Here is a 21,235-nt window from a genome sequence, read left to right on the forward strand (position 1 = left end):
CCCGTGTGCCCCCGTGTCGGACTCAGGTCTTCTTGCGGAACTTGGTCACCGCGAGCGGCGCCGTGACGACCGTGATCACCAGCGCCCAGCCGAGGGTCATCCACACCGAGTGGGCGACCGGACCGCCGTTGATCAGGTTGCGGGCGGCGTCGGCGAGGTTCGACAGCGGGTTGTAGTCGGTGAAGGTCTCCAGCCAGCCCGGCATCGAGGTCGTCGGGGCGAAGATCGAGGAGCCGAACTGGAGCGGCATCAGGACGAGCATGGCCATGCCCTGGACGGCCTGGGCCGTCTTCAGGCTGAGGCCGAGCAGGATGAAGATCCACATCAGCGAGGCTCCGAAGACCATCGACAGGCCGATGGCGGCGAGGAGGTGGAAGACGGAGGTGTGGATCTCCAGGCCGAGCAGGAAGCCCATGCCGAGCAGGATCGCGGTGGCGATCAGCATCCGGCCGACCTCGACGACGATCTTGGCGATCAGGACGGAGGACCGGGCGATCGGCATCGTCCGGAACCGGTCCATGACCCCCTTCTTGAAGTCGTCGTTGATGCCCACACCGACGGCCATGGCGATGTTCATGCCCATCATCGCCATCAGGCCGGGCGTCACGTAGTTCACGTAGACGTCGTTGTTGCCCTTGCCCGCGATGGCGCCGCCGAAGACGTACACGAACAGCAGGATGAAGATGATCGGCATCAGGACGGCGTCGAACATCGACTCCGGGTCCTGCTTGATCTGGAGGGCGTTCCGCCGGGCCAGCGCGCCGATGTGGCGGAGGTTGGCCCGGAACCCGATGCGGCCCTCGGCGGTCGGCGCCGGGCGCGCGGGCGCCGTCCTCGGCGCGTCGACGGGGGACTTGGTGACAGTGGTCGTGCTCATGCGGCGGCGACCTCCTCGCTGATCGCGTCGGACTCGCTGGTCTTCTGGCCGGTGATCGCCAGGAACACCTCGTCCAGGCTGGGCAGATGGGTCCCGATGTGCGCGATGCCGAAGCCGCGCGCGCCGAGCAGCGCCACGACGGCGGTCAGCTGCTGGTCGGTGAGGATCGGCACGTAGAGCGCGCCCTCGTCGGGCACGACGGTCGAGCCGGCGACGCCGTCGAGACCGGTCTCGCGGAGCGCGGCGGCCATGGCGGACAGCTGGTCCGGGTCGACCGGGCGGATCTTCAGGGTCCGGCCGCCGACCTTGGACTTGAGCTCGTCGACCCCGCCCTTGGCGATGACCTTGCCCTTGTCGACGACGGTCAGCTCGCTCGCGAGCTGCTCCGCCTCCTCCATGTACTGGGTGGTGAGGAGGACGGTGACGCCCTCGGAGACCATCCGCTGCACCTCGTCCCACACCTCGTTGCGGGTGCGCGGGTCGAGGCCGGTCGTCGGCTCGTCCAGGTAGAGGACGGAGGGCCGTCCGATCATCGAGGCGGCGAGGTCGAGCCGGCGGCGCATGCCGCCTGAATAGGTCATCGCGGCGCGCTTGGCCGCGTCGGTGAGGGAGAAGCGCTCCAGCATCTCGTCGGACCGGCGGCGGGCGTCGGCGCGGGAGAGGTCGAGCAGCCGCCCGATCATGTAGAGGTTCTCCCAGCCGGAGAGCTTCTCGTCGACCGAGGCGTACTGGCCGGTGAGGCCTATGGTGCGGCGCAGCTGGCGGGGGTGCTTCACCACGTCGTAGCCGGCGACGGTGGCGGTACCGGCGTCGGGGACGAGGAGGGTGGACAGGCAGCGGACGAGGGTGGTCTTCCCGGCGCCGTTCGGCCCGAGGACCCCGAGGACGGTGCCCTCCCGGACGTCCAGGTCGACCCCGTCGAGGGCCTTCGTCGCGCCGAAGTGCTTCACGAGGCCCCGGACCTCGACGGCGTTGGTGTGTGATCGCGTCATGGCAGCCACTACACCAGCCGCCACCGACAATCCCCCGACAGACGACCGACAGCCCGCCGATGGGGGATGTCGGCGGGCTGTCGGAGGTGCCGCAGTGGCTCCGGGGGACTCTCCGTGAAGGGGAGTCCGTGAACTACGTGAACGTGAACTAGTGGAAGGTGTGCTCCTCGGCGGGGAACGCCCCGCCGGAGACGTCCTCCGCGAAGGCGCGCGCGGCGTCGCCGAGCGTCTCGCGGAGGTTGGCGTACTGCTTGGTGAAGCGCGGGACCTTGCCGCCGGTCAGACCGGCCATGTCGGTCCAGACGAGGACCTGCGCGTCGGTGCCGGCGCCCGCGCCGATGCCGATGGTCGGGATGTGCAGCGAGCGGGTGACCTCGGCGGCCAGCTCGGCCGGTACGAGTTCGAGGACGACCGCGAAGGCGCCCGCGTCCTGTGCCGCCTTGGCGTCGCTGAGCAGCCGGTGGGCGGCCTCGTCGGTACGGCCCTGCACCCGGTAGCCCATGGTGTTGACGGACTGCGGCGTGAGGCCGAGGTGGGACATGACGGGGATGCCGGCCTGGACCAGCAGCTCGGTCTGGGCCAGAGAGCGCTCGCCGCCCTCCAGCTTGACCGCGTGGACCCCGGCGTCCTTGATCAGCCGGGTGGCGTTGCGCAGGGCCTGGACGGGCCCTTCCTGGTACGAGCCGAAGGGGAGGTCGCCGACGACGAGGGCGCGCTGCGTGCCCCGGACGACGGCGGCGGACAGGAAGGTCATCTCGTCCATCGTGACCGGCACGGTGGTCTCGTAGCCGAGGTGACAGTTGCCCATCGAGTCGCCGACGAGGATCACGGGGATACCGCCCTCGTCGAAGACGGAGGCGGTCATCGCGTCGTAGGCGGTGAGCATGGGCCACTTCTCGCCGCGGGCCTTGGCGGCGGCGATGTCGTGGACGGTGATGCGGCGCGTGCCCTTGCCGCCGTACAGCGCCTTGCTGCTGTCGGCGGGCGGTTTCTGGGCAGCCTGAAGCGTCATGGGGAACGGCTCCTTCGTCATCTCGAGGCGCCCTGACGGCGTCCCCGGACCACATCCATGGTGGCACTTCGCCGGGCGGCCGGGGAAGTGGGCCGGAGTGTCGCTGTTCACACCCGCGCACGGCCCGCGCAACCTCAGCTCCATCCGAATCCGTGGGACACGTACCACCACACGGTGATCGAGCCGCGCCGCCGCCTCGGCCTGGACGCGGTACGGCGCGGGATGGAGCGGGGCGAGATCCGCGACGACCTCGACGTCGAGCTCGTCGGCGACCTCTTCACCGGCCCCCTGCTGATCCGTACGGTCATCCGCCCCGGCGCCACCCTGGAGCCCGGCCTCGCCGAGCGGATCGTCGACACCGTCCTCGAAGGCCTGCGCCCCCGCACCTGAATCCGGCCCGCACCCGGCCCGAACCCGATCCGTCCCCGACCCGCCCCCGGCCCGCACCGAACCCGCCCCCGACCCGCACCTGATCCGCACGAATGTGCGCGTTCTGTCACAGGCCCGCCCCCCGCGCCACCTGCAGGAACCCGCCACGCATCCGCACTCGTCCCTGGGGGAGTACGACGGACCCGGGATCGCCTAGTGTCGGCACCGGGTCACGCAAGACGGCAAGGCAGCAGTGAGGACAGTGCGATGGCGCGGGTGGACATGACGGAGACCGAGTACGGCGGCGGCGGGAACGGGCGCCCCGGTTCCGGATCCCGGTTCCGGACCGCCTTCGGCAACCTGCGGCGCGACCGCGGCATCTGGCGCCGGGGCATCCTGATCGCCGCCGCGGCGGTGGCCCTGACCCTGCTCATGGTGTTCCACGCCGAGATCCCCAACACGATCGGCAACCTCGGCAGCCTGACCGAGACGTTCCTGCCGTGGCTGGGCCTCTTCGTCCCCCTGCTCCTCGTCCTCGCCCTGCTGCGCCGCTCCGCCACCGCCCTGATCGCCCTGCTCCTGCCGGCCGTGGTCTGGCTCAACCTCTTCGGCGGCCTCGTCGCCGACAAGTCCGCCGCCGGCGGCGACCTCACCGTCGCCACGCACAACGTGAACGCCGACAACCCGGACCCCGAGGGCACCGCCCGCGGGCTCGCCGCGTCCGGCGCCGACGTGCTGGCCCTGGAGGAGCTCAAGGGCGACATGGTCCCGACCTACGAGCGCGGCCTCGCGGAGGCGTACCCGTACCACTCCGTCCAGGGCACCGTCGGCCTCTGGAGCAAGCTGCCCCTGCGCGCCGCGCAGCCCGTGGACATCGGGATGGGCTGGACCCGCGCCATGCGCGCCGACGTCGTGACCCCCAAGGGCGAGGTCGCGGTGTACGTCGCCCACCTGCCGTCCGTCCGGGTCAAGCTGAACGCCGGCTTCACCGCCAATCAGCGCGACAACAGTGCCAACGCGCTCGGCGAGGCCATCTCCCGCGACCGGCACGAGCGGATCGTCCTCCTCGGCGACCTCAACGGCACCATGAACGACCGCTCGCTCAATGCCGTCACCTCGCAGCTGCGCTCCACCCAGGGTGCGGCGGGCGACGGCTTCGGCTTCAGCTGGCCGGCCTCGTTCCCGATGGCCCGGATCGACCAGATCATGGTGAAGGGCGTCGAGCCCATGTCGTCCTGGGCGCTGCCGGAGACGAAGAGCGACCACCTTCCGATCGCGGCCCGCGTGAAGCTCTGACCCGCGAAACCTTCCCTTCATCCCCCGGAAGCCATGGGGAAGAATCCACCTGAGAGTCTTTGTTCCGAAGAAGAACTATCTTCGGGAAAGGCTCTCCCCATGCCCCTGGCGCTGCTCGCGCTCGCCGTCTCCGCCTTCGGCATCGGCACGACCGAGTTCGTGATGATGGGCCTCCTGCCCAACGTCGCCGACGACCTCGGCACCTCGGTCCCCACCGCCGGGTACCTCGTCTCGGCGTACGCGATCGGCGTCGTCGTCGGCGCCCCGCTGCTCACCACCCTCGGCTCCCGGATCCCGCGCAAGCGGATGCTGCTCCTGCTGATGGCCCTGTTCGTCGTCGGCAACCTCGCCTCCGCGCTCGCCCCCGGCTTCGGCTGGCTCGTCGCCGGCCGGGTCCTCGCCGGCCTCCCGCACGGGGCCTTCTTCGGCGTCGGCGCGGTCGTCGCCGCCCGGCTCGTGCGCGAGGACCGGCAGGCGCGGGCGGTGGCCACGATGTTCCTCGGCCTCACCGTCGCCAACATCCTCGGCGTACCGGCCGCGACCCTGCTCGGCCAGCACCTCGGCTGGCGGGCCACCTTCCTCGTCGTCACCGTGATCGGGCTGCTCGCCATGGCCGCGCTCGCCCGCCTCGTCCCGTACGTGCCCCTGGACGAGCGGCAGGGCCTCGGCCGCGAGGTGCGCGCCCTCGGACGCCCGCAGGTGCTGCTCGGCCTGCTCACCGCCGTCTTCGGCTTCGCGGGCGTCTTCGCGGTCTACTCGTACCTCGCCTCGATGACCACCGAGGTGATGGGCTTCGGCGAGTCGGCCGTCACCGTCGTCCTCGCCCTCTTCGGCCTCGGCATGACGGGCGGCGCGCTCGCCGCCGGCCCGCTGACGGACCGGGCGCTCCGCCCGACCCTCTACGGCTCGCTCGCCGCCCTCGTCCTCGCCCTGGTCGCCTTCCGCTTCACCGTCCACGTGCCCTGGCTGGCCCTCGTCACGGTCGTCGTGCTCGGCGCGGTCGGCTTCATGACCACCACCCCGCTCCAGATGCTCGTCATGCGGCAGGCCGAGGACGCCCCGACGCTCGCCTCCGCCTCCAACCACTCCGCCTTCAACCTCGCCAATGCCGGCGGCGCCTGGGCGGGTGGCGCCGCCGTCGCCGCCGGCTGGGGCTGGACCTCCCCGGCCCTCGTCGGCGCGGGCCTCACGGCCGTCGGCCTGGCGATCGCGGCGGTCGCGGGCCTGCTCGACCGCGCCGGTACGGCGAAGGGGGCCTCCCGCGTCGTCGCGGGAAGCCCCCAGGAGTCCACCGTGGCGGACCCGGCGGTTCCGGAGGTCAGGGGGACGGCGTCTCCCGCCAGCGGTTCGTGATCGGCAGCCGCCGGTCCTTGCCGAAGCCCTTCGCCGAGATCTTGGTGCCCGGCGGGTACTGGCGCCGCTTGTACTCCGCCGCGTCCACCATCCGCAGTGTCCGCGCGACGACCTCCTCGTCGAAGCCGGCCGCCACGATCTCGTCCTTGCCGCGGTCCGCGTCCACGTACAGCGCGAGGATCCCGTCGAGGACGTCGTAGTCCGGCAGCGAGTCCGTGTCCACCTGGCCCGGGCGCAGCTCGGCGCTGGGCGGCTTGGTGATCGAGCTCTCCGGGATCGGCGGGGTCATGCCCCGCTCCTCGGCGGCCCGGTTGCGCCAGCGCGCGAGGCGGAAGACGGTCGACTTGTAGACGTCCTTGATGGGCCCGAACGCGCCGACGGAGTCGCCGTACAGCGTCGAGTAGCCCACCGCCAGCTCGGACTTGTTGCCCGGCGCGAGGACGATGTGCCCCTCCTGGTTGGAGATGGCCATCAGCGTCGTGCCGCGCAGCCGGGACTGCAGGTTCTCCTCGGCGAGGCCGGTGAGCCCCAGCGAGGCCATGTACGCGTCGAACATCGGCTCGATCGACACCGTGCGGTAGTTGAGGCCGGTGCGGCGGGCCAGTTCGGCGGCGTCGCCGCGCGAGTGGTCGGAAGAGTACTTGGAGGGCATCGACACGCCGTAGACGTTCCCCGCGCCGACCGCGTCGCAGGCGATCGAGGCGACGAGCGCCGAGTCGATGCCGCCGGAGAGGCCGATCAGGACCGAGCGGAAACCGTTCTTCGCGACGTACGCGCGCAGCCCCACCACCAGGGCCGAGTAGATCTCCTCGTCGTCGTCGAGCCGGTGCGCGTACCCGCCCGCGAGCTCCGCCTCGTATGCCGGGAGCGGCTTCTCGGAGAGCACCACCCGGTCGATGCGAAGCCCGTCGTCGACGATGCCCTCAGGGGCGTCCGGCTCGGCGGCCGGCAGCTCCAGGTCGAGGATCACACTGCCCTCGACGAACTGCGGCGCACGCGCGACCACTTCGCCCGCCGCGTCCACGACGATCGAGTCGCCGTCGAAGACCAGCTCGTCCTGACCGCCCGTCGACGCCAGGTACGCGGTGACGCAGCCGGCTTCGCGGGCCCGCCTGCGGACCAGTTCGAGCCGCGTGTCGTCCTTGTTCCGCTCGTACGGCGAGGCGTTGACCGACAGGAGCAGCCCGGCCCGCGCGGAGCGCGCCGCCGGGACGCGGCCGCCCTCCTGCCAGAGGTCCTCGCAGATCGCGAGGGCCACGTCCACACCGTGGACCCGGACGACCGGCAGCGTGTCGCCCTGGACGAAGTAGCGGTACTCGTCGAAGACGCCGTAGTTGGGCAGGTGGTGCTTGGCGAAGCGCAGCGCCACCTCGCCGCGGTACAGCACGGCGGCGGCGTTCTCCGGCGACCCGGCGGGCCGGCCGAGCTTCGGCTCGGCCCGCTCGGAGCGGTCGAGATAGCCGACGACGACCGGCAGCTCGCCGAAGCCCTCGTCCGCGAGCCGCCGGGCGAGGGCGCGCAGGGCGTCCCGGGACGCCTCGACGAAGGAGGGCCGCAGGGCCAGGTCCTCCACGGGGTAGCCGGTCAGCGCCATCTCGGGGAACGCGACGAGATGCGCGCCCTGTCCGGCGGCGTGCCGGGTCCAGTGGACGATCGCCTCGGAGTTCCCGGCGATGTCTCCGACGGTCGAGTCGATCTGATTCAGGGCGAGGCGTAGTTGAGGCACCCGGCCAGTGTAATCGTCACACCGACGCGATGTCCCGGAAAACGCCCCGGCAGGTTCGGCATGCGCCTCGCGCGGGCCTCGCTGATCATGGGCCGATGACGACTGCTGACGCCCCGGCAGAGCCGGGACGCCCCTGGTCGCCGCGCTCGTCCTCGGCGGCGCCGTCATTCCGGCCGCGCTCCTCACGTACCGCACACCGGGCCGGGGCCGTCCCGACGACAGGGAACCTTCCGGTACATCTTGACGTTCGAACGATCATGCCCGGAAAGGTGACGAAAGCGGCAGCGGCCCTCCTCGGCCTCGGCGCGCTCGCCTACACCGCCTGGGTCCTCGAAGTCCTCGTCCGGACCGGTCTCGACCCCGTCCGGACGTACGTCTCCGAACTCGCCGCCGCCGACCAGCCCCTCGGAGGCCTCTTCCGCGCCACCGACCTGGTCGCCGGCCTCCTCGTCCTCGCGGGCGCACTGGCCGGGCTCGCCGCGAGCGGGAGACGTGGGCGCTGGGCGCTCGGCGGCTGGATCGCCCTCGCCGTCTTCGGCGCCGCCACCGCCGTCGACTCGCGGCTCCCGCTCAGCTGCGCCCCCACCGCCGACCCGGAGTGCGCGGCCCGCGAGACCGCCGGTCTGGTGCCCGCCACCCATACGGCCCACGCCGTCAGTTCGAGTCTCGCCGTGACCGGCGCCATCGCCGCGATGGTCGCGCTGACGGTGGCCGCCCGCCGGTACGGCCACTGGCGCCCCCTCGCCCGTACGGGCCCGGCCCTCGTCGTCCTGGAGCTCGCCGCCACGGCCTGGACCCTGGCGGCCGTCGCCGCCTTCGAGGCCGGCAGAGGGACGTGGGCGCTCGGCGCGGGCCAGCGGCTCCAGGTCCTCCTGGTGGCCGTCTGGCTCGCCGTGCTCGCCGTCTCCCTCGTCCGGGGGCGGCCGCGATGACCTTCGTACGCATCGGGGGAGTCGCCCACCACGTGACCGTCGAGGGCTCCGGGCCCGTCTGCGTCCTGAGCGCCGGGCTCGGGCTCAGTTGGTTCGACTGGGACCCGGTCGTCCCGCTGCTCGCCCCGTACCGCACGGTCGTCCGCTTCGACCGCCCCGGCCACGGCCTCTCCGCCCCCGCGGCCGCGCCGCCGACGGCGGCCGGCGAGGCGGACAGGATCGCGGCGCTCCTGGACGCGCTCGACGGCGGCCACCAGGGGGGCCATCAGGGCTACCAGGGCGACGACCGGGGCGACCAGGGCCACCAAGGAGACCGGGGCGATCAGGGTCATCACGGCCACCGCGGCCACCCGGCCCCCGTCACCGTCGTCGGCCACTCCCTCGCCGGATTCCACGCGGAGGCCTTCGCGCGCCTCCACCCCACCCGTACCGCGGGGCTCGTCCTCGTCGACTCCTCGGTCGAGGAGCACCCCCGGCCCGCCCGTACGGACGCGGTCTCCCGCGCCCTCGGCGGGGCGCTCTGCGCCGCCGGGCTCCCGGCCGCGCTCGGCCCGGCGGTCCGCCGGGCGGCCGTGCGGAGCGACCCGGCGTCCAGGGCCCTGGTCCGCCGCGTCTACCGCACCTCACGCGTCCTGCGCGGCGCCCTCCTGGAGAACGCCCACTACGGCGCCGTCGCCGCCGGACTCCTCGACCTCCGGGACCGCTTCCCCCTCCCGCCCGGCCTGCCCGTCACCGTCCTCGCCGCCCCCGACGGCTCCGCCCGCTGGGAGCGCCGCCAGCGCGCGCTGGCCCGACGGCTCGGCGCCACCTACGAGGCGGTCGTGCCGTCGGGCCATCTGGTCATGCTGGACCGCCCGGACGCGGTGGCCCGGGCGGTACTGAGCACGACACGGTCCTGAGACCCGCCCGGGTCAGGAAGCGGCGTACACGCTCGTGCAGAACGCCTTGATCTGCTCGTCCGACAGATGCTGGGCCAGGTCGGCCTCGCTGATCATGCCGACGAGCTTCTTGCCCTCGATGACGGGGAGGCGGCGGATCTGGTGGCTCTGCATCTCCTCCAGGACCGCGCCCACGTCGGCGCCCGCCTCGACCCAGCGCGGCGTGCCCTTCGCCATCTCGCCGCAGGTGATCTTCGACGGATCGTGGCCCATGGCCACACAGCCGACGACGATGTCACGGTCCGTGAGGATGCCGCAGAGCCGCTCGTTCTCGTCGGCGATGGGCAGCGCGCCCACGTTCAGGTCGCGCATCATCTGCGCGGCGCGGTCGAGCGTCTCGTGTGCCGGGATCCACCGGGCCCCGGTGTGCATGATGTCCTTCGCCGTGGTCATGAGCTGCGTACCTTTCGTCGAACGTCGTCGTACGAACGTCCCCGAGCCCACTCATTGTCGGCGCGCGGCACGGCCCCCGCGACCGCAGCGGGTCACGGGGGCCGGACGGCCTCGCGGGACCGGGAGATCAGGCCCCGCGCTTCCGCAGCATGTCCGCCATCAGCAGGATCTCGGACTGCTGCGCCTCGACCATGCCCTGCGCGAGATCGCGCTCGACACCGGGCACGCACCTGCTCACGCAGCCCTCGGCCATGTGGACCCCGCCCTTGTGGTGCTCGGTCATGAGCTTCAGGTACAGGATCTCCGCCTCCCGGCCGTCGGCCTTGCGCAGGGCGTCCAGCTGGGCGTTGGTCGCCATGCCGGGCATCAGCGCGCCGTCCGACGGACCGCTGTCACCCGAACCGCCCATGCCCATCCAGGCCATCGGCTCGACGCCGGACCGGAGCTTGGGCAGCCCCCACAGGTCCAGCCAGCCGAGCATCATGCCCCGCTGGTTGGCCTGGGTGTTGGCGATGTCGTACGCGAGACGGCGGACCGACTCGTCCTGGGTGCGGTCCCGGACGATGAACGACATCTCGACGGCCTGTTGGTGGTGGACGGCCATGTCCCGGGCGAAGCCGGCGTCCGCGGAGTCGGTGGCGGGGGTACGCGACGCCTCCTCGCGCTCGGCCGAGGCGACCGTGACGGCGCCCCCGGCGAAGAGCAGCGCGAGCGCGACGGCGGTGACCGCCGCCCACCGCGTCCGCGTGCCCCGGCGCCGCACGCCGGCCGCGAACTCCGCCTCCTCGCGATCGAAGGACTCCTCGCGATCGGACGACTCCTCGCCCGCGCCGGTCACTGACCGACCCCGCCGGTGCAGGCGGCGCCCGGCTCGGGGGTCTGCGGACCCTGGACGTACTTCGTGAAGAAGGCGTCGATGCGCGGGTCGGAGGCGTTGTCCACGGTCACCTGCTTGCCCCAGGCGGACAGCATGATCGCCCCGGTCTGGTCGTCCACGGGGCTCATCAGCGTGTACTTGGTCTTGCCGACCTTCTCGGCCAGCTTCTCCACGTCGGCCTTGTCGGCCTTCTTGCTGTACGTCACCCAGACGGCGCCGTGCTCCAGCGAGTGCACGGCGTTCACGTCGTTGATGGCCTTGTCGTAGACCACGCCGTCGCAGTTCATCCAGACCGGGTGGTGGTCACCGCCGACCGGCGGCTTCATGTCGTACTTCACGGCGGTCTCGACGTGGTTGCGACCGAGCTTCTTCGCGTCCCAGCTCTGCTCGGCCTTGATCGGCGCCTTGGCGGCGGCCTCCTTCGCGTCCTGCTCGTCGGACTTCTTCATCAGCACGAAGGTGCCGAAGCCGACGAGACCCAGGACGACGACGCCGGAGACGCCGATGGTGATCAGACGGTTGCGGCGCTCGCGGGCCTGCTCGGCGCGGCGCATCTCCTCTATTCGGGCGCGGCGGTCGGCGTTGGCGGAGCGGTTGGCGGCCATGGTGATGTCGTCCTTCTTCAGGGATGGGGGGTTGAGTTCGGTGCGGGACATGCGAGGGACGGGCGGGAGGCCCGCCGCCGCTATGTCCGGAGAACTTGAAGGACGTGCAGGTCCGGCGCGCGCGGCCGGATGCCGGAGCGGCGGGCCGGGCCACTGTCGGAGGGCGGGTCGAGGCGCGGGAGCCGGCCCTCCGCCTGGAGCGGGGGATCGAGCGGAGGCGCGCTGAGCACCGCGGGGGAGAGCGAGGGGACGAGCGAGCAGCCGCCGCGGTCGTACGGGCAGATGTACTCGGCCGCGGCCGCCGACACCCGCGGGCCCTCGGCCCGCGGGGCCGCCGGGTGATGGGGATCGGTCCCGGGGCCGGGCCCCAGACAGACGAAGAGCGCGGCGAGGAGCGTCGCCACGGCACTCACCAGTGCCATGGGACGCGCGTGTCGGAACAGGCGTACGAGCCGCGGGGCCCCCATGGGCGGAGATCGTAGTGGGCGCGGACCGTCTGTGGGCCGAACGGGGTACCACTGGCTGCGGCCGAATGCCCGAACGTCCCCCCTGCCCCTCCGTCCCGTTACCTGCGTCACACCCGAGCAGGCACTATGGGTGTGCAACGTGCGCGAAACCATGTGGTGGGATGCTCAGGTGCCCCCCGATGTATCGGAGGCGGTGGGAGCAGGCGGCCTGACCAGCAAGGATGGGTGTGGAAATGGACAAGCAGCAGGAATTCGTGCTCCGTACGCTCGAGGAGCGCGACATCCGCTTCGTGCGCCTGTGGTTCACCGACGTGCTCGGCTTCCTGAAGTCGGTCGCGGTGGCCCCCGCCGAACTGGAGCAGGCCTTCGACGAGGGCATCGGCTTCGACGGCTCGGCGATCGAGGGCTTCGCCCGCGTATACGAATCGGACATGATCGCCAAGCCGGACCCGGGCACGTTCCAGATCCTGCCGTGGCGCGCCGAGGCCCCGGGCACGGCGCGGATGTTCTGCGACATCCTCATGCCCGACGGCTCGCCGTCCTTCGCCGACCCGCGCTACGTCCTCAAGCGGGCCCTCGCGAAGACCTCCGACCTGGGCTTCACCTTCTACACCCACCCCGAGATCGAGTTCTTCCTCCTGAAGGACAAGCCGCTGGACGGCACCCGTCCCACCCCGGCCGACAACTCGGGCTACTTCGACCACACCCCGCAGAACGTCGGCATGGACTTCCGCCGCCAGGCGATCACGATGCTCGAATCGATGGGCATCTCGGTGGAGTTCTCCCACCACGAGGGCGCGCCGGGCCAGCAGGAGATCGACCTCCGCTACGCCGACGCCCTCTCGACCGCCGACAACATCATGACCTTCCGCCTGGTCATGAAGCAGGTCGCGCTCGAACAGGGTGTGCAGGCCACCTTCATGCCGAAGCCGTTCTCCGACTATCCCGGCTCGGGCATGCACACCCACCTGTCCCTCTTCGAGGGCGACCGGAACGCCTTCTACGAGTCGGGCGCCGAATACCAGCTCTCCAAGGTGGGCCGCTCCTTCATCGCGGGCCTCCTGAAGCACGCGGGCGAGATCTCCGCGGTCACCAACCAGTGGGTCAACTCGTACAAGCGCATCTGGGGCGGCTCCTCCCGCACGGCCGGCTCGGGCGGCGAGGCCCCCTCGTACATCTGCTGGGGCCACAACAACCGCTCGGCCCTCATCCGCGTCCCCATGTACAAGCCGGGCAAGACGGGCTCGTCCCGCGTGGAGGTCCGCTCCATCGACTCGGGCGCCAACCCCTACCTGACGTACGCGGTCCTCCTCGCCGCCGGCCTCAAGGGCATCGAAGAGGGCTACGAACTCCCGGCCGGCGCCGACGACGACGTCTGGGCCCTCTCCGACTCGGAACGCCGAGCGATGGGCATCGAACCGCTCCCGCAGAACCTGGGTGAGGCGATCGCCCTGATGGAGAAGAGCGAACTGGTCGCGGAGACCCTCGGCGAGCACGTCTTCGACTTCTTCCTGCGCAACAAGAAGCAGGAGTGGGAGGAGTACCGGAGCGAGGTCACCGCCTTCGAACTCCGCAAGAACCTCCCCGTGCTGTAGGGGGAGACGACGATCCGGGCCGGTGGCGGTCAGCCGCCGGCCCGACGTCTGCCCGGGGAAATGCGTTGTCCCACAGGTGGGGTGCGGATCAGACTGCCTCGGTGAAGATCAGTTCTGTCGCCACCGAGCGGCTCGTGTTGCATCCGATGAGTGTGAGCGCCGCCGAGCGGGTCGTCGCCCAGGAGCCCGGGGACGCGGATCTGTGGGCCGAGGGGTATCCCAGGGACGGGGACGTCCGGGCCCTCACCGGGTTTCTGCGGGGGGTCGCCGAGCGGGGCGATCCTGGGGTGTTCCGGCACTACGAGATACGGCTCGACGGGGTCGTCGTCGGGGGGATCGGGTTCCACGGGCCGCCGGACGAGCTGGGGGTCGCGACCGTCGGGTACGGGCTCGTGCCCGGGGTGCGCGGGAAGGGGTACGCCTCCGAGGCCCTGCGTGCGCTCATCGAGGTGGCCCGGCAGGGCGGGGCCTCCGGGGTGAAGGGGGACGCCGACATCACCAACCCCGACTCCCACCGTGTGATGGAGGCCGCCGGGATGCCCTGCGTGGCGGAGGACGACACGCTGCGCCACTTCTTTCTGGGGTTCTAGCGGCGACGGCGCCTGGCCGCGCTAGCGTCTGACGGTGTGTCGGGTCGCTCTTTCCGTGTGTGGTACGCCGCCTACGGCTCCAACATGCATGCCGCACGACTCGGTTGCTACCTCGCCGGTGGCCGGCCGCCCGGCGGCGCGGGGACGCTTCCCGGGTGCCGGGATCCGCGCGGGCCCGTGGCGTCGGTGGCCCTGCTGCTGCCGGGGCAGGTGTACTTCGCGACCGAGTCGCCCGTGTGGGGCGGCGGCCGGGCCTACTACGACCCGGCGGCGGACGGCACCGCCTGGGGCGTCGCGCACCTGCTGACCGCAGGGCAGTTCTCCGACATCGCCGCGCAGGAGATGTACCGGCCGCCCGGCACCGACCTCGACCTCACGGAGGTGCTCGCCACCGGGCGCTGCACGCTCGGGCCGGGACGGTACGAGACCCTCGTCCGCTGCGGGTTCCTCGACGACGTCGGGACCGACCGGGGCGGCGGCCTGCCCGTACTCACCTTCACCGCACCGTCGAAGGACGGCCTCGGCGAACTCCGGGCGCCTTCCGCCGGTTACCTCCGGCTCCTCGCCGCCGGGCTCCACGCCACCGGGGCGTGGCGGCCCGGCGAGGTCGCCGCCTATCTCGCCGGCTGCCCCGGCGCCGCCGGGCACTGGACCCCGGCGGCCGTGGCGGGCCTCAGCGTTCCGACAGCTCCGACGGGGCCTCCTGGACGACCCAGCCGTTGCCGTCCGGGTCCTCGAAGCTCATGAACGAGTTCCAGGTCTCGCCCTTCCCGTCCTCCCAGCCCGTCGCGCCGACGTGCATCACGGGCGAGACGTCGACGCCCCGGCCGACCAGTTCCTTCCGCGCCGCCTCGATGTCCGTGACGCAGAGCTGGAGACCGTGCAGGGTGCCGGGGGCCATCTCCTTCGCGCCCGGCATCGCCGGCATGCCGCTCAGCAGGGCGATCGAACAGCGGGAGCCCGGCGGCGTCGCCTGGATGATCCGCATCCCCGGCGCCACCTCGTCGTCCAGGTCGATCTTGAAGCCGCACCTGTCGCCGTAGAACTCCTTGGCCCGGTCCATGTCCGTCACGGGGACGGGGACGACTTCCAGGGTCCAGTTCACGCGTACTCCTCCGTACTCCTCTAGAAGCGCCAGCGGGTCTGGCCGAACGGATCGCCCTTGGCGAAGCCGAAGACCGTACGAGGCGCGACCGCGAACACCACGGCCGTCCCACCGTCGCCCACGAACGCCCCGTCCCGCACGCCGAACCGCCAATCAGGGCCGTACTTCTCCACGTACGCCTCCGCGAGGACCCGCAGCCGGTCCTCGTCCGTCACCCGCTCCGCCTCGCCCTCGACCACCAGGTCGAGGCCCTCGTCGAGGACACCGGAGCCGGTGGTGAGGACCACCGAGGCGTTCTCCGCGAGATTGCGGGCCTTGCGCTCGTCCGGGCCGGTGCAGAAGTGCAGCGCCCCCGCCGACCAGACGGCGATGAGCGGAGTGACGTGCGGGCGGCCCTCCGGGCGGACCGTCGTCAGCCAGAAGACCTCGGCCGCCGCGAGCCGGGCCGCCGCGTCGGACCAGGGCAGCGCCGCCGCCTTCGGGTCGCTGTAGCGGAGGTCGAGTGTCGTCTGCGGGTCGGGAGTCGTCTGTGGGTCGGGTGAAGTGCCCGGGTCGGGTGAGGTGCGCGGGTCCATGGCCGGCCGTCCTTTCTCCGTGGCCCCACAGCAGGTGCCACACAGAAGAGACCGGTCCGGCCGCCCGAACTCATCGGTCGGCGGGCGTCCAGTGCAGCTTGCCGTCCAGACCGATCGCCGCGACCCCGTCCGTCCCCGCGTCCGGCGCTCCGGAGAACAGGAACCGCTCCAGCCGCCACGTCGGCCGCGTCCCGCCCCGGGCCAGCGGGGCCGTCGCCAGGACGCCCGTCCGGGAGCGGACCGCGAGCATGCCGTCGCCGTCCACCGAGGCGCTGCCCCTGGACCCGCCCACCGAACCGCCGGTGGACCCGCCCATCGACCCGCTGACCGGGCCGAAGCCCGCGACGCCGCCCGCCAGCTCGCGCATCGGGGACATCAGGCCCCCGCCCGTGAAGTCGGCGGTCCGCAGGTCGTTGGAGGCCGGCTTGCGGAACCAGAGCCGTACGCCCTCGCCGCCCGGCGCCGGGCTCGCGCTCAGCGCCAGCGTCGTCGGCGGCAGACCCGTGCGCACCGGACCCGCCAGCGGGCCGCCGGGGCGCTGCGCCGCCCACGCCAGGACGGTGTTCGGCGTGCTCGCGAAGACATAGCCGCGGCCCGTCGCGTCGGTCGCCGCCACGGGGTCGCCGTGCACGTCGGCGCCGCCGAGCGTCCGCCACGGACCCCACAGGCCGTCCGTGCCCCGCTCGCGCGCCGCGAGCAGGTGACCGCTGTCCCGCAGGACCAGGGTCGTCCGGCCGTCGGGTCCCACGGTCACGGCGGGCGCGCTGATGTCGGAGGTGCCCTGGGCGTCGTCCCGCTCGGGCGTGCCGAGCGAGCGCCACGGGCCGAAGCCGCCGCCCGCCGCGGTCTGCTCGGCCGTCACCACCTCGCGCCGGTAGTCCGCCGGGCCGGTGCCGATCGTGGTCCGGGTCCCGAAGACGGCCAGGCGGCCGTCGGGCAGCAGCGCGGAGGTGACCCCGCTGTCCAGTCCGCCGCCGGGCAGCAGCACCGGCCCCCGCCACGCCGCCGAGCCCGTCGCCTTCCGCCAGGTCGCGAGGCGTCCGTCGAGGACGGAGAAGGCGTGCAGCCCGCCGTCCCGGTCGCGCTGCACCCAGGAGGTGGAGGTGCCCCGGGCGTACCGGATGGTCTGCGCCCAGCCCCGCCCGGCGGGCCGCGCGGCCACCTTCAGGTCGCCGCAGCCCGCGAGGGTCCCGCAGTCGTTGACGCCGTCCATCCACGCGTACGTCTTGAGGGTCTTCAGCTTCGCGTCCGCCGTCTCGGGGTCGAGGGTGTGCGGCAGGACGCTGGTCGGGTAGCCGAGGTAGTTCTGCACGCCGACGTGCGGGTGCCCGGGGAGCTCCGCGTACCGGGCGAGCGCGGCCTGGACGAACCGCGCCCCGTACAGGTGGTCCTGATGGTCCTGGTAGCGGTCCGAACCGGCGACCTTGCCGGAGGTCGGGTCCTGCATCCGTACGAAGGTGGGCCGGAAGCGCTCCAGGATCCCGGTCACCGTCGCGACGACCTGTTCCTTGGTGTACGTGAAGTCCGCCGCGACCGGGGTGCCGGAGGCGCGCTGGGAGGCGAGCGCGGATATCCGGCCGTGCCACAGGCCGTTGAGGCTCTCGGGGCGGTCGCCGTTGGTCGCCCCGGCCTCGCGCATCTGCAGCCACACCAGCTTCACGTGCGGCTTCGCCCGCAGGATGTCCAGCTCGGCGGTCGCCCCGCCGGCCGTGGGTATCGCGACCCGGTCCCAGAGGCTGGTGCGGCTGCCCGTGGCCATCTCGGCGTACGCGGCGCGGATGCCGTTCTGCCGGGCCTCCGCGTACCCCGCCTTGTCGGGCTGCGCCCCGGCGGCGTCGCGCGGACGGGCGTTGACGCCGTCCGACTCGCCGGAGGTCAGGTAGACGGAGGTCAGGGGGTTGCCGGAGTGGATGGACTGTGAGGTGTCCGGGTTCATGAAGAACAGGTCGTCGTCGGGGTGCGCCACGATCTGCACCACGGACGCGCCGTCGGCGGCGGCCGGCGCCTCGACGCCACGCACCTTCACCGGCGCCTCCGCCGGTGCCCGTGAGGGCAGCGGGACCGACGCGGCCGCCGACGAGTCCGGCGCCGTCGTCACCGACAGCAGACCGGCGAAGGTGCCGCCCACCAGGACGGTCGTCACGGCCGTCGTGACGACCCTGCGGCGGGAGGTCCCGCGGCGGGAGAGGACGGCGGGACGGCGGGGGAGACGGACGGGCATCGGTGGCGGCGCGCTTTCACAGGAGGGCGGTGGAGAGGACAGCCGGAAGGGTGGCCGGCGAGGGACGGGCAAGCGTGCGGGTGCGCACGGACAACAAGACGGACTTTCAAGGAATACGGTTCATCGGGCCCGAATAGCGACCAATGTGCGAGATGTCACGTGTGATCCGCTTCGATCCGAAGGCCTGGGCGCCCGCGCCCCCCGATCCGGATAGGCTCGATCTCCCGGACCCGACCGTCGGACACCCGGGTTGGGCGTGCTTGGAGGGAGCGGTCGGATGACGGTGCCGGGGCGCAGGAGCAGTACATTCTCTCGTCTGCTGCGACACGGATTCACCGATCCCTCGGGAGCCGAACGCCTCCTCGATCTCCCGGAGCTGTCCGCCCTCCGCGGCGACGCCGTCCTCCTCGACGCCCTCGGCGCCACCGCCGACCCCGACCTCGCCCTCCGCGGCCTGGTCCGGCTCGTCGAGGCGCAGCCCGAGACCGAGCGGCAGACCCTCACCGCCACCCTGCTGTCCGCCAAGCCCTTCCGGGACCGGCTCCTCGGGGTGCTCGGCGCCTCCGAGGCGCTCGCCGACCACCTGGCCCGGCACCCCCGCGACTGGGAGTCCCTCGTCACGTACGAGGCGGCCGACCTGCACCCGGGCGTCGCCGAGTTCGAGCGGGGCCTGGCCGAGGCCACCGACGCCGTCTCGCTGCGGGTCGCCTACCGCCGCTGCCTGCTCGCCATAGCGGCCCGGGACGTGTGCGGCACCACCGACGTCGCCCAGGCGGCCGCCGAGCTCGCCGACCTGGCGACGGCGACCCTGCGCGCCGCGCTCGCCATCGCGCGTACGGCCGCGCCCGCCGACGCCGCCCAGTGCCGGCTCGCCGTCATCGCGATGGGCAAGTGCGGCGGTCACGAGCTCAACTACGTCTCCGACGTGGACGTGATCTTCGTGGGGGAGCCCACCGAGGGCGCCGACGAGGGCAAGGCGATCCAGGCCGCGACCCGGCTCGCCTCGCACCTCATGCGGATCTGCTCCGAGACCACCGTCGAGGGCACCATCTGGCCGGTCGACGCCAACCTCCGCCCCGAGGGCCGCAACGGCCCCCTCGTCCGCACCCTCTCCTCCCACCTCGCCTATTACCAGCGCTGGGCGAAGACCTGGGAGTTCCAGGCCCTTCTGAAGGCGCGCGCGGTCGCCGGCGACCCGGACCTCGGCGCCCAGTACATCGACGCCGTCTCCCCGCTCGTCTGGCAGGCCGCCGAGCGCGAGAACTTCGTCCCCGACGTGCAGAAGATGCGTCGCCGGGTCGTCGACAACATCCCCGCCGCCCAGGTCGAGCGCGAGCTCAAGCTCGGCCCCGGCGGCCTGCGGGACGTCGAGTTCGCCGTCCAGCTCCTCCAGCTCGTGCACGGCCGCAGCGACGCCACGCTGCACAGCGGCAAGACCCTGGACGCGCTCGCCGCGCTCGCTTCCGGCGGCTACATCGGCCGGGCGGACTCGGCCCAGCTCGACGAGGCGTACCGCTTCCTGCGGGGCATGGAGCACCGCATCCAGTTGTACCGGCTGCGCCGCACCCACCTCGTCCCCGAGGACGAGGCCGACCTGCGCCGCCTCGGCCGCTCCCTCGGCATGCGCACCGACCCGGTCGCCGAGCTCAACAAGGAGTGGAAGCGGCACGCGTCCGTCGTCCGCCGCCTCCACGAGAAGCTCTTCTACCGGCCGCTGCTCGACGCGGTCGCCCAGCTCGCCCCCGGCGAGATCCGGCTCAGCCCGAAGGCGGCCGGACAGCGCCTCGAAGCGCTCGGCTACCAGGACCCGGCCGCCGCCCTGCGCCACCTGGAGGCGCTGGCCTCCGGGGTGAGCCGCAAGGCCGCGATCCAGCGGACGCTGCTGCCCGTGCTGCTCGGCTGGTTCGCCGACTCGGCCGACCCGGACGCCGGCCTCCTCGGCTTCCGCAAGGTCTCGGACGCCCTCGGCAAGACCCCCTGGTACCTCCGGCTCCTCCGGGACGAGGGCGCCGCCGCCGAGAACCTCGCCCGGGTGCTCTCCGCCGGCCGCCTCGCCCCCGACCTGCTGCTGCGCGCCCCCGAGGCGGTCGCCATCCTCGGCGACCCGGAGGGGCTGAAGCCGCGCGGCCGGGACCACCTGGAGCAGGAGGTCCTGGCGGCGGTGGGCCGCGCGGACGACGCCGAGCAGGCCGTCGCGGCGGCCCGCGGGGTCCGTCGCAGGGAGCTGTTCCGTACCGCCGCGGCCGACCTCATCGGCTCGTACGGCACCGAGGACAACCCCCGCGAGACCGACCCCGGCGCCCTCGTCGACCGGGTGGGCGAGGCCGTCACCGACCTCAACGCGGCGACGATCGCCGGCGCCCTGCGGGCCGCCGTCCGCGCCGAGTGGGGCGACGAGCTGCCGACCCGCTTCGCGGTCATCGGCATGGGCCGCTTCGGCGGCCACGAGCTCGGATACGGCTCCGACGCCGACGTGCTGTTCGTGCACGAGCCGCGCGAGGGCGTCGACGACCAGGAGGCGGCCCGGGCCGCGAACCGGGTGGTCGCGGAGATGCGGAGGCTGCTCCAGCTCCCTACGGCCGACCCACCTCTGCTCATTGACGCGGACCTGCGGCCCGAGGGCAAGAGCGGCCCCCTGGTCCGCACCCTGAAGTCGTACGAGGCCTACTACCGCCGCTGGTCGCTCGTCTGGGAGAGCCAGGCCCTGCTGCGCGCCGAGCCCATGGCGGGCGACCTGGACCTGGCCGACCGGTTCATCGAGCTCGTCGACCCGCTGCGCTACCCCGCCGAGGGCCTCGGCGAGGACGCGGTCCGCGAGATCCGCCGGCTCAAGGCCCGGATGGAGTCCGAGCGGCTGCCGCGCGGCGCCGACCCGACGCTCCACGCCAAGCTGGGGCGCGGCGGTCTGAGCGACGTCGAGTGGACGGTCCAGCTGCTCCAGATGCGGCACGGCTGGGCGGAACCGGGGCTGCGGACGACCCGTACCCGCGAGGCGCTCCGGGCCGCGCACGCGGTGGGCCTGATCCCGACGGACGAGGCGCAGACCCTCGACGAGGCCTGGGTCCTCGCCACCCGGGTCCGCAACGCGGTGATGCTGGTCCGCGGCCGCCCCGGCGACACCTTCCCCTCGGATCCGCGCGAGCTCGCGGCGGTCGGCCGGAACCTGGGGTACGAGTCCGGTCACGTCGGCGAGATGGTCGACGACTACCGCCGCATCACGCGCCGCGCCCGGGCCATCGTCGAGGAGCTCTTCTACGGGGCGTAGCCCTCCCGCACGTGCGAGAGGGCTACGGAGTCGAACGGCCTGTGAGG

General features: G+C 72.7%; 20 protein-coding genes. 9 read left to right on the forward strand and 11 right to left on the reverse strand.

Features of this window, described 5'->3' with window-relative positions:
- Positions 1-22: 22 nt before the first annotated feature.
- The 3 genes from DEJ46_RS28555 to panB form a co-directional block, all read right to left on the reverse strand.
- Positions 23-877 (reverse strand): ABC transporter permease, encoded by an 855-nt coding sequence (locus DEJ46_RS28555; protein WP_150270900.1) that lies wholly within the window; start codon positions 875-877, stop codon positions 23-25.
- The gene (locus tag DEJ46_RS28560; RefSeq protein ID WP_150270902.1) at positions 874-1,869 is read right to left on the reverse strand and encodes an ATP-binding cassette domain-containing protein; all 996 of its coding nucleotides are present in this window, start codon (positions 1,867-1,869) and stop codon (positions 874-876) included. Before DEJ46_RS28560 ends, DEJ46_RS28555 begins: the two co-directional genes overlap by 4 nt.
- Positions 1,870-2,017: 148 nt before the next feature.
- Positions 2,018-2,881 carry a 3-methyl-2-oxobutanoate hydroxymethyltransferase gene (gene panB, locus DEJ46_RS28565; RefSeq protein ID WP_150270904.1) on the reverse strand — a complete coding sequence of 288 codons (864 nt, stop codon included), beginning with the start codon at positions 2,879-2,881 and terminating at the stop codon, positions 2,018-2,020.
- Positions 2,882-2,938: 57 nt separating this feature from the next.
- Between panB and DEJ46_RS28570 the strand changes: the two genes are divergently transcribed.
- The 3 genes from DEJ46_RS28570 (at position 2,939) to DEJ46_RS28580 (ending at position 5,899) form a co-directional block, all read left to right on the forward strand.
- On the forward strand, positions 2,939-3,271 hold the full coding sequence (locus DEJ46_RS28570) for a TetR-like C-terminal domain-containing protein (protein ID WP_150270906.1): 333 nt from the start codon (positions 2,939-2,941) through the stop codon (positions 3,269-3,271).
- Positions 3,272-3,517: 246 nt separating this feature from the next.
- Positions 3,518-4,546: an endonuclease/exonuclease/phosphatase family protein gene (locus DEJ46_RS28575; protein ID WP_150270908.1), complete on the forward strand. Its 1,029-nt coding sequence runs from the start codon at positions 3,518-3,520 to the stop codon at positions 4,544-4,546.
- A 99-nt stretch (positions 4,547-4,645) separates the two neighbouring features.
- Complete coding sequence (locus tag DEJ46_RS28580) at positions 4,646-5,899, forward strand: MFS transporter (RefSeq protein WP_150270910.1); 1,254 nt, start codon at positions 4,646-4,648, stop codon at positions 5,897-5,899.
- Here the strand turns inward: DEJ46_RS28580 and DEJ46_RS28585 are convergent.
- Entirely contained in the window at positions 5,865-7,625 is a 1,761-nt protein-coding gene (locus DEJ46_RS28585) for an NAD+ synthase (protein WP_190622945.1), read from the reverse strand. The genes DEJ46_RS28580 and DEJ46_RS28585 overlap by 35 nt on opposite strands.
- Before the next feature lie 257 nt (positions 7,626-7,882).
- Here DEJ46_RS28585 and DEJ46_RS28590 point away from each other — a divergent pair, with 257 nt between their 5' ends.
- Together DEJ46_RS28590 and DEJ46_RS28595 are read left to right on the forward strand one after the other, a co-directional pair.
- Positions 7,883-8,557, forward strand: coding sequence for a DUF998 domain-containing protein (locus tag DEJ46_RS28590; protein ID WP_150270911.1), 675 nt, complete (start codon positions 7,883-7,885; stop codon positions 8,555-8,557).
- Positions 8,554-9,456, forward strand: a complete 903-nt coding sequence (locus DEJ46_RS28595) for an alpha/beta fold hydrolase (protein WP_150270913.1) — start codon at positions 8,554-8,556, stop codon at positions 9,454-9,456. The genes DEJ46_RS28590 and DEJ46_RS28595 overlap by 4 nt, the downstream gene beginning before the upstream one ends.
- A 12-nt stretch (positions 9,457-9,468) precedes the next feature.
- On the opposite strand, the gene DEJ46_RS28600 is transcribed toward DEJ46_RS28595, so the two are convergent.
- The 4 genes from DEJ46_RS28600 to DEJ46_RS28615 all read right to left on the reverse strand — a co-directional run bounded on the left by DEJ46_RS28600 (position 9,469) and on the right by DEJ46_RS28615 (position 11,792).
- A complete protein-coding gene (locus DEJ46_RS28600; protein ID WP_150270914.1) occupies positions 9,469-9,888 on the reverse strand; it encodes a CBS domain-containing protein in 420 nt (139 codons plus the stop codon).
- A gap of 127 nt (positions 9,889-10,015) precedes the next feature.
- Positions 10,016-10,651 carry a DUF305 domain-containing protein gene (locus DEJ46_RS28605; protein WP_150274859.1) on the reverse strand — a complete coding sequence of 212 codons (636 nt, stop codon included), beginning with the start codon at positions 10,649-10,651 and terminating at the stop codon, positions 10,016-10,018.
- 71 nt (positions 10,652-10,722) lie between these two features.
- Complete coding sequence (locus DEJ46_RS28610) at positions 10,723-11,370, reverse strand: DUF3105 domain-containing protein (protein ID WP_190623278.1); 648 nt, start codon at positions 11,368-11,370, stop codon at positions 10,723-10,725.
- A gap of 80 nt (positions 11,371-11,450) precedes the next feature.
- Positions 11,451-11,792: a hypothetical protein gene (locus DEJ46_RS28615; RefSeq protein WP_223835169.1), complete on the reverse strand. Its 342-nt coding sequence runs from the start codon at positions 11,790-11,792 to the stop codon at positions 11,451-11,453.
- A gap of 278 nt (positions 11,793-12,070) precedes the next feature.
- Between DEJ46_RS28615 and DEJ46_RS28620 the strand changes: the two genes are divergently transcribed.
- The 3 genes from DEJ46_RS28620 to DEJ46_RS28630 all read left to right on the forward strand — a co-directional run bounded on the left by DEJ46_RS28620 (position 12,071) and on the right by DEJ46_RS28630 (position 14,769).
- Positions 12,071-13,432: a glutamine synthetase family protein gene (locus tag DEJ46_RS28620; protein WP_093876415.1), complete on the forward strand. Its 1,362-nt coding sequence runs from the start codon at positions 12,071-12,073 to the stop codon at positions 13,430-13,432.
- 101 nt (positions 13,433-13,533) lie between these two features.
- On the forward strand, positions 13,534-14,022 hold the full coding sequence (locus DEJ46_RS28625) for a GNAT family N-acetyltransferase (protein WP_150270916.1): 489 nt from the start codon (positions 13,534-13,536) through the stop codon (positions 14,020-14,022).
- An 84-nt stretch (positions 14,023-14,106) separates the two neighbouring features.
- On the forward strand, positions 14,107-14,769 hold the full coding sequence (locus tag DEJ46_RS28630) for a histone deacetylase (RefSeq protein WP_223835179.1): 663 nt from the start codon (positions 14,107-14,109) through the stop codon (positions 14,767-14,769).
- Here the strand turns inward: DEJ46_RS28630 and DEJ46_RS28635 are convergent.
- From DEJ46_RS28635 to DEJ46_RS28645, 3 genes are all read right to left on the reverse strand, one after another.
- Entirely contained in the window at positions 14,696-15,127 is a 432-nt protein-coding gene (locus DEJ46_RS28635; protein WP_150270920.1) for a VOC family protein, read from the reverse strand. The genes DEJ46_RS28630 and DEJ46_RS28635 overlap by 74 nt on opposite strands.
- A gap of 20 nt (positions 15,128-15,147) precedes the next feature.
- Positions 15,148-15,702 (reverse strand): pyridoxamine 5'-phosphate oxidase family protein, encoded by a 555-nt coding sequence (locus tag DEJ46_RS28640; RefSeq protein WP_150270922.1) that lies wholly within the window; start codon positions 15,700-15,702, stop codon positions 15,148-15,150.
- A 70-nt stretch (positions 15,703-15,772) separates the two neighbouring features.
- Complete coding sequence (locus tag DEJ46_RS28645; protein ID WP_150270924.1) at positions 15,773-17,923, reverse strand: PIG-L family deacetylase; 2,151 nt, start codon at positions 17,921-17,923, stop codon at positions 15,773-15,775.
- A 277-nt stretch (positions 17,924-18,200) separates the two neighbouring features.
- On the opposite strand from DEJ46_RS28645, the gene DEJ46_RS28650 reads away from it, so the two are divergent.
- On the forward strand, positions 18,201-21,188 hold the full coding sequence (locus DEJ46_RS28650) for a bifunctional [glutamine synthetase] adenylyltransferase/[glutamine synthetase]-adenylyl-L-tyrosine phosphorylase (protein ID WP_150270926.1): 2,988 nt from the start codon (positions 18,201-18,203) through the stop codon (positions 21,186-21,188).
- The last annotated feature ends 47 nt before the right edge of the window (positions 21,189-21,235 follow it).

This window comes from Streptomyces venezuelae, assembly GCF_008642375.1.
GTDB classification, from domain to species: Bacteria; Actinomycetota; Actinomycetes; order Streptomycetales; family Streptomycetaceae; genus Streptomyces; species Streptomyces venezuelae_G.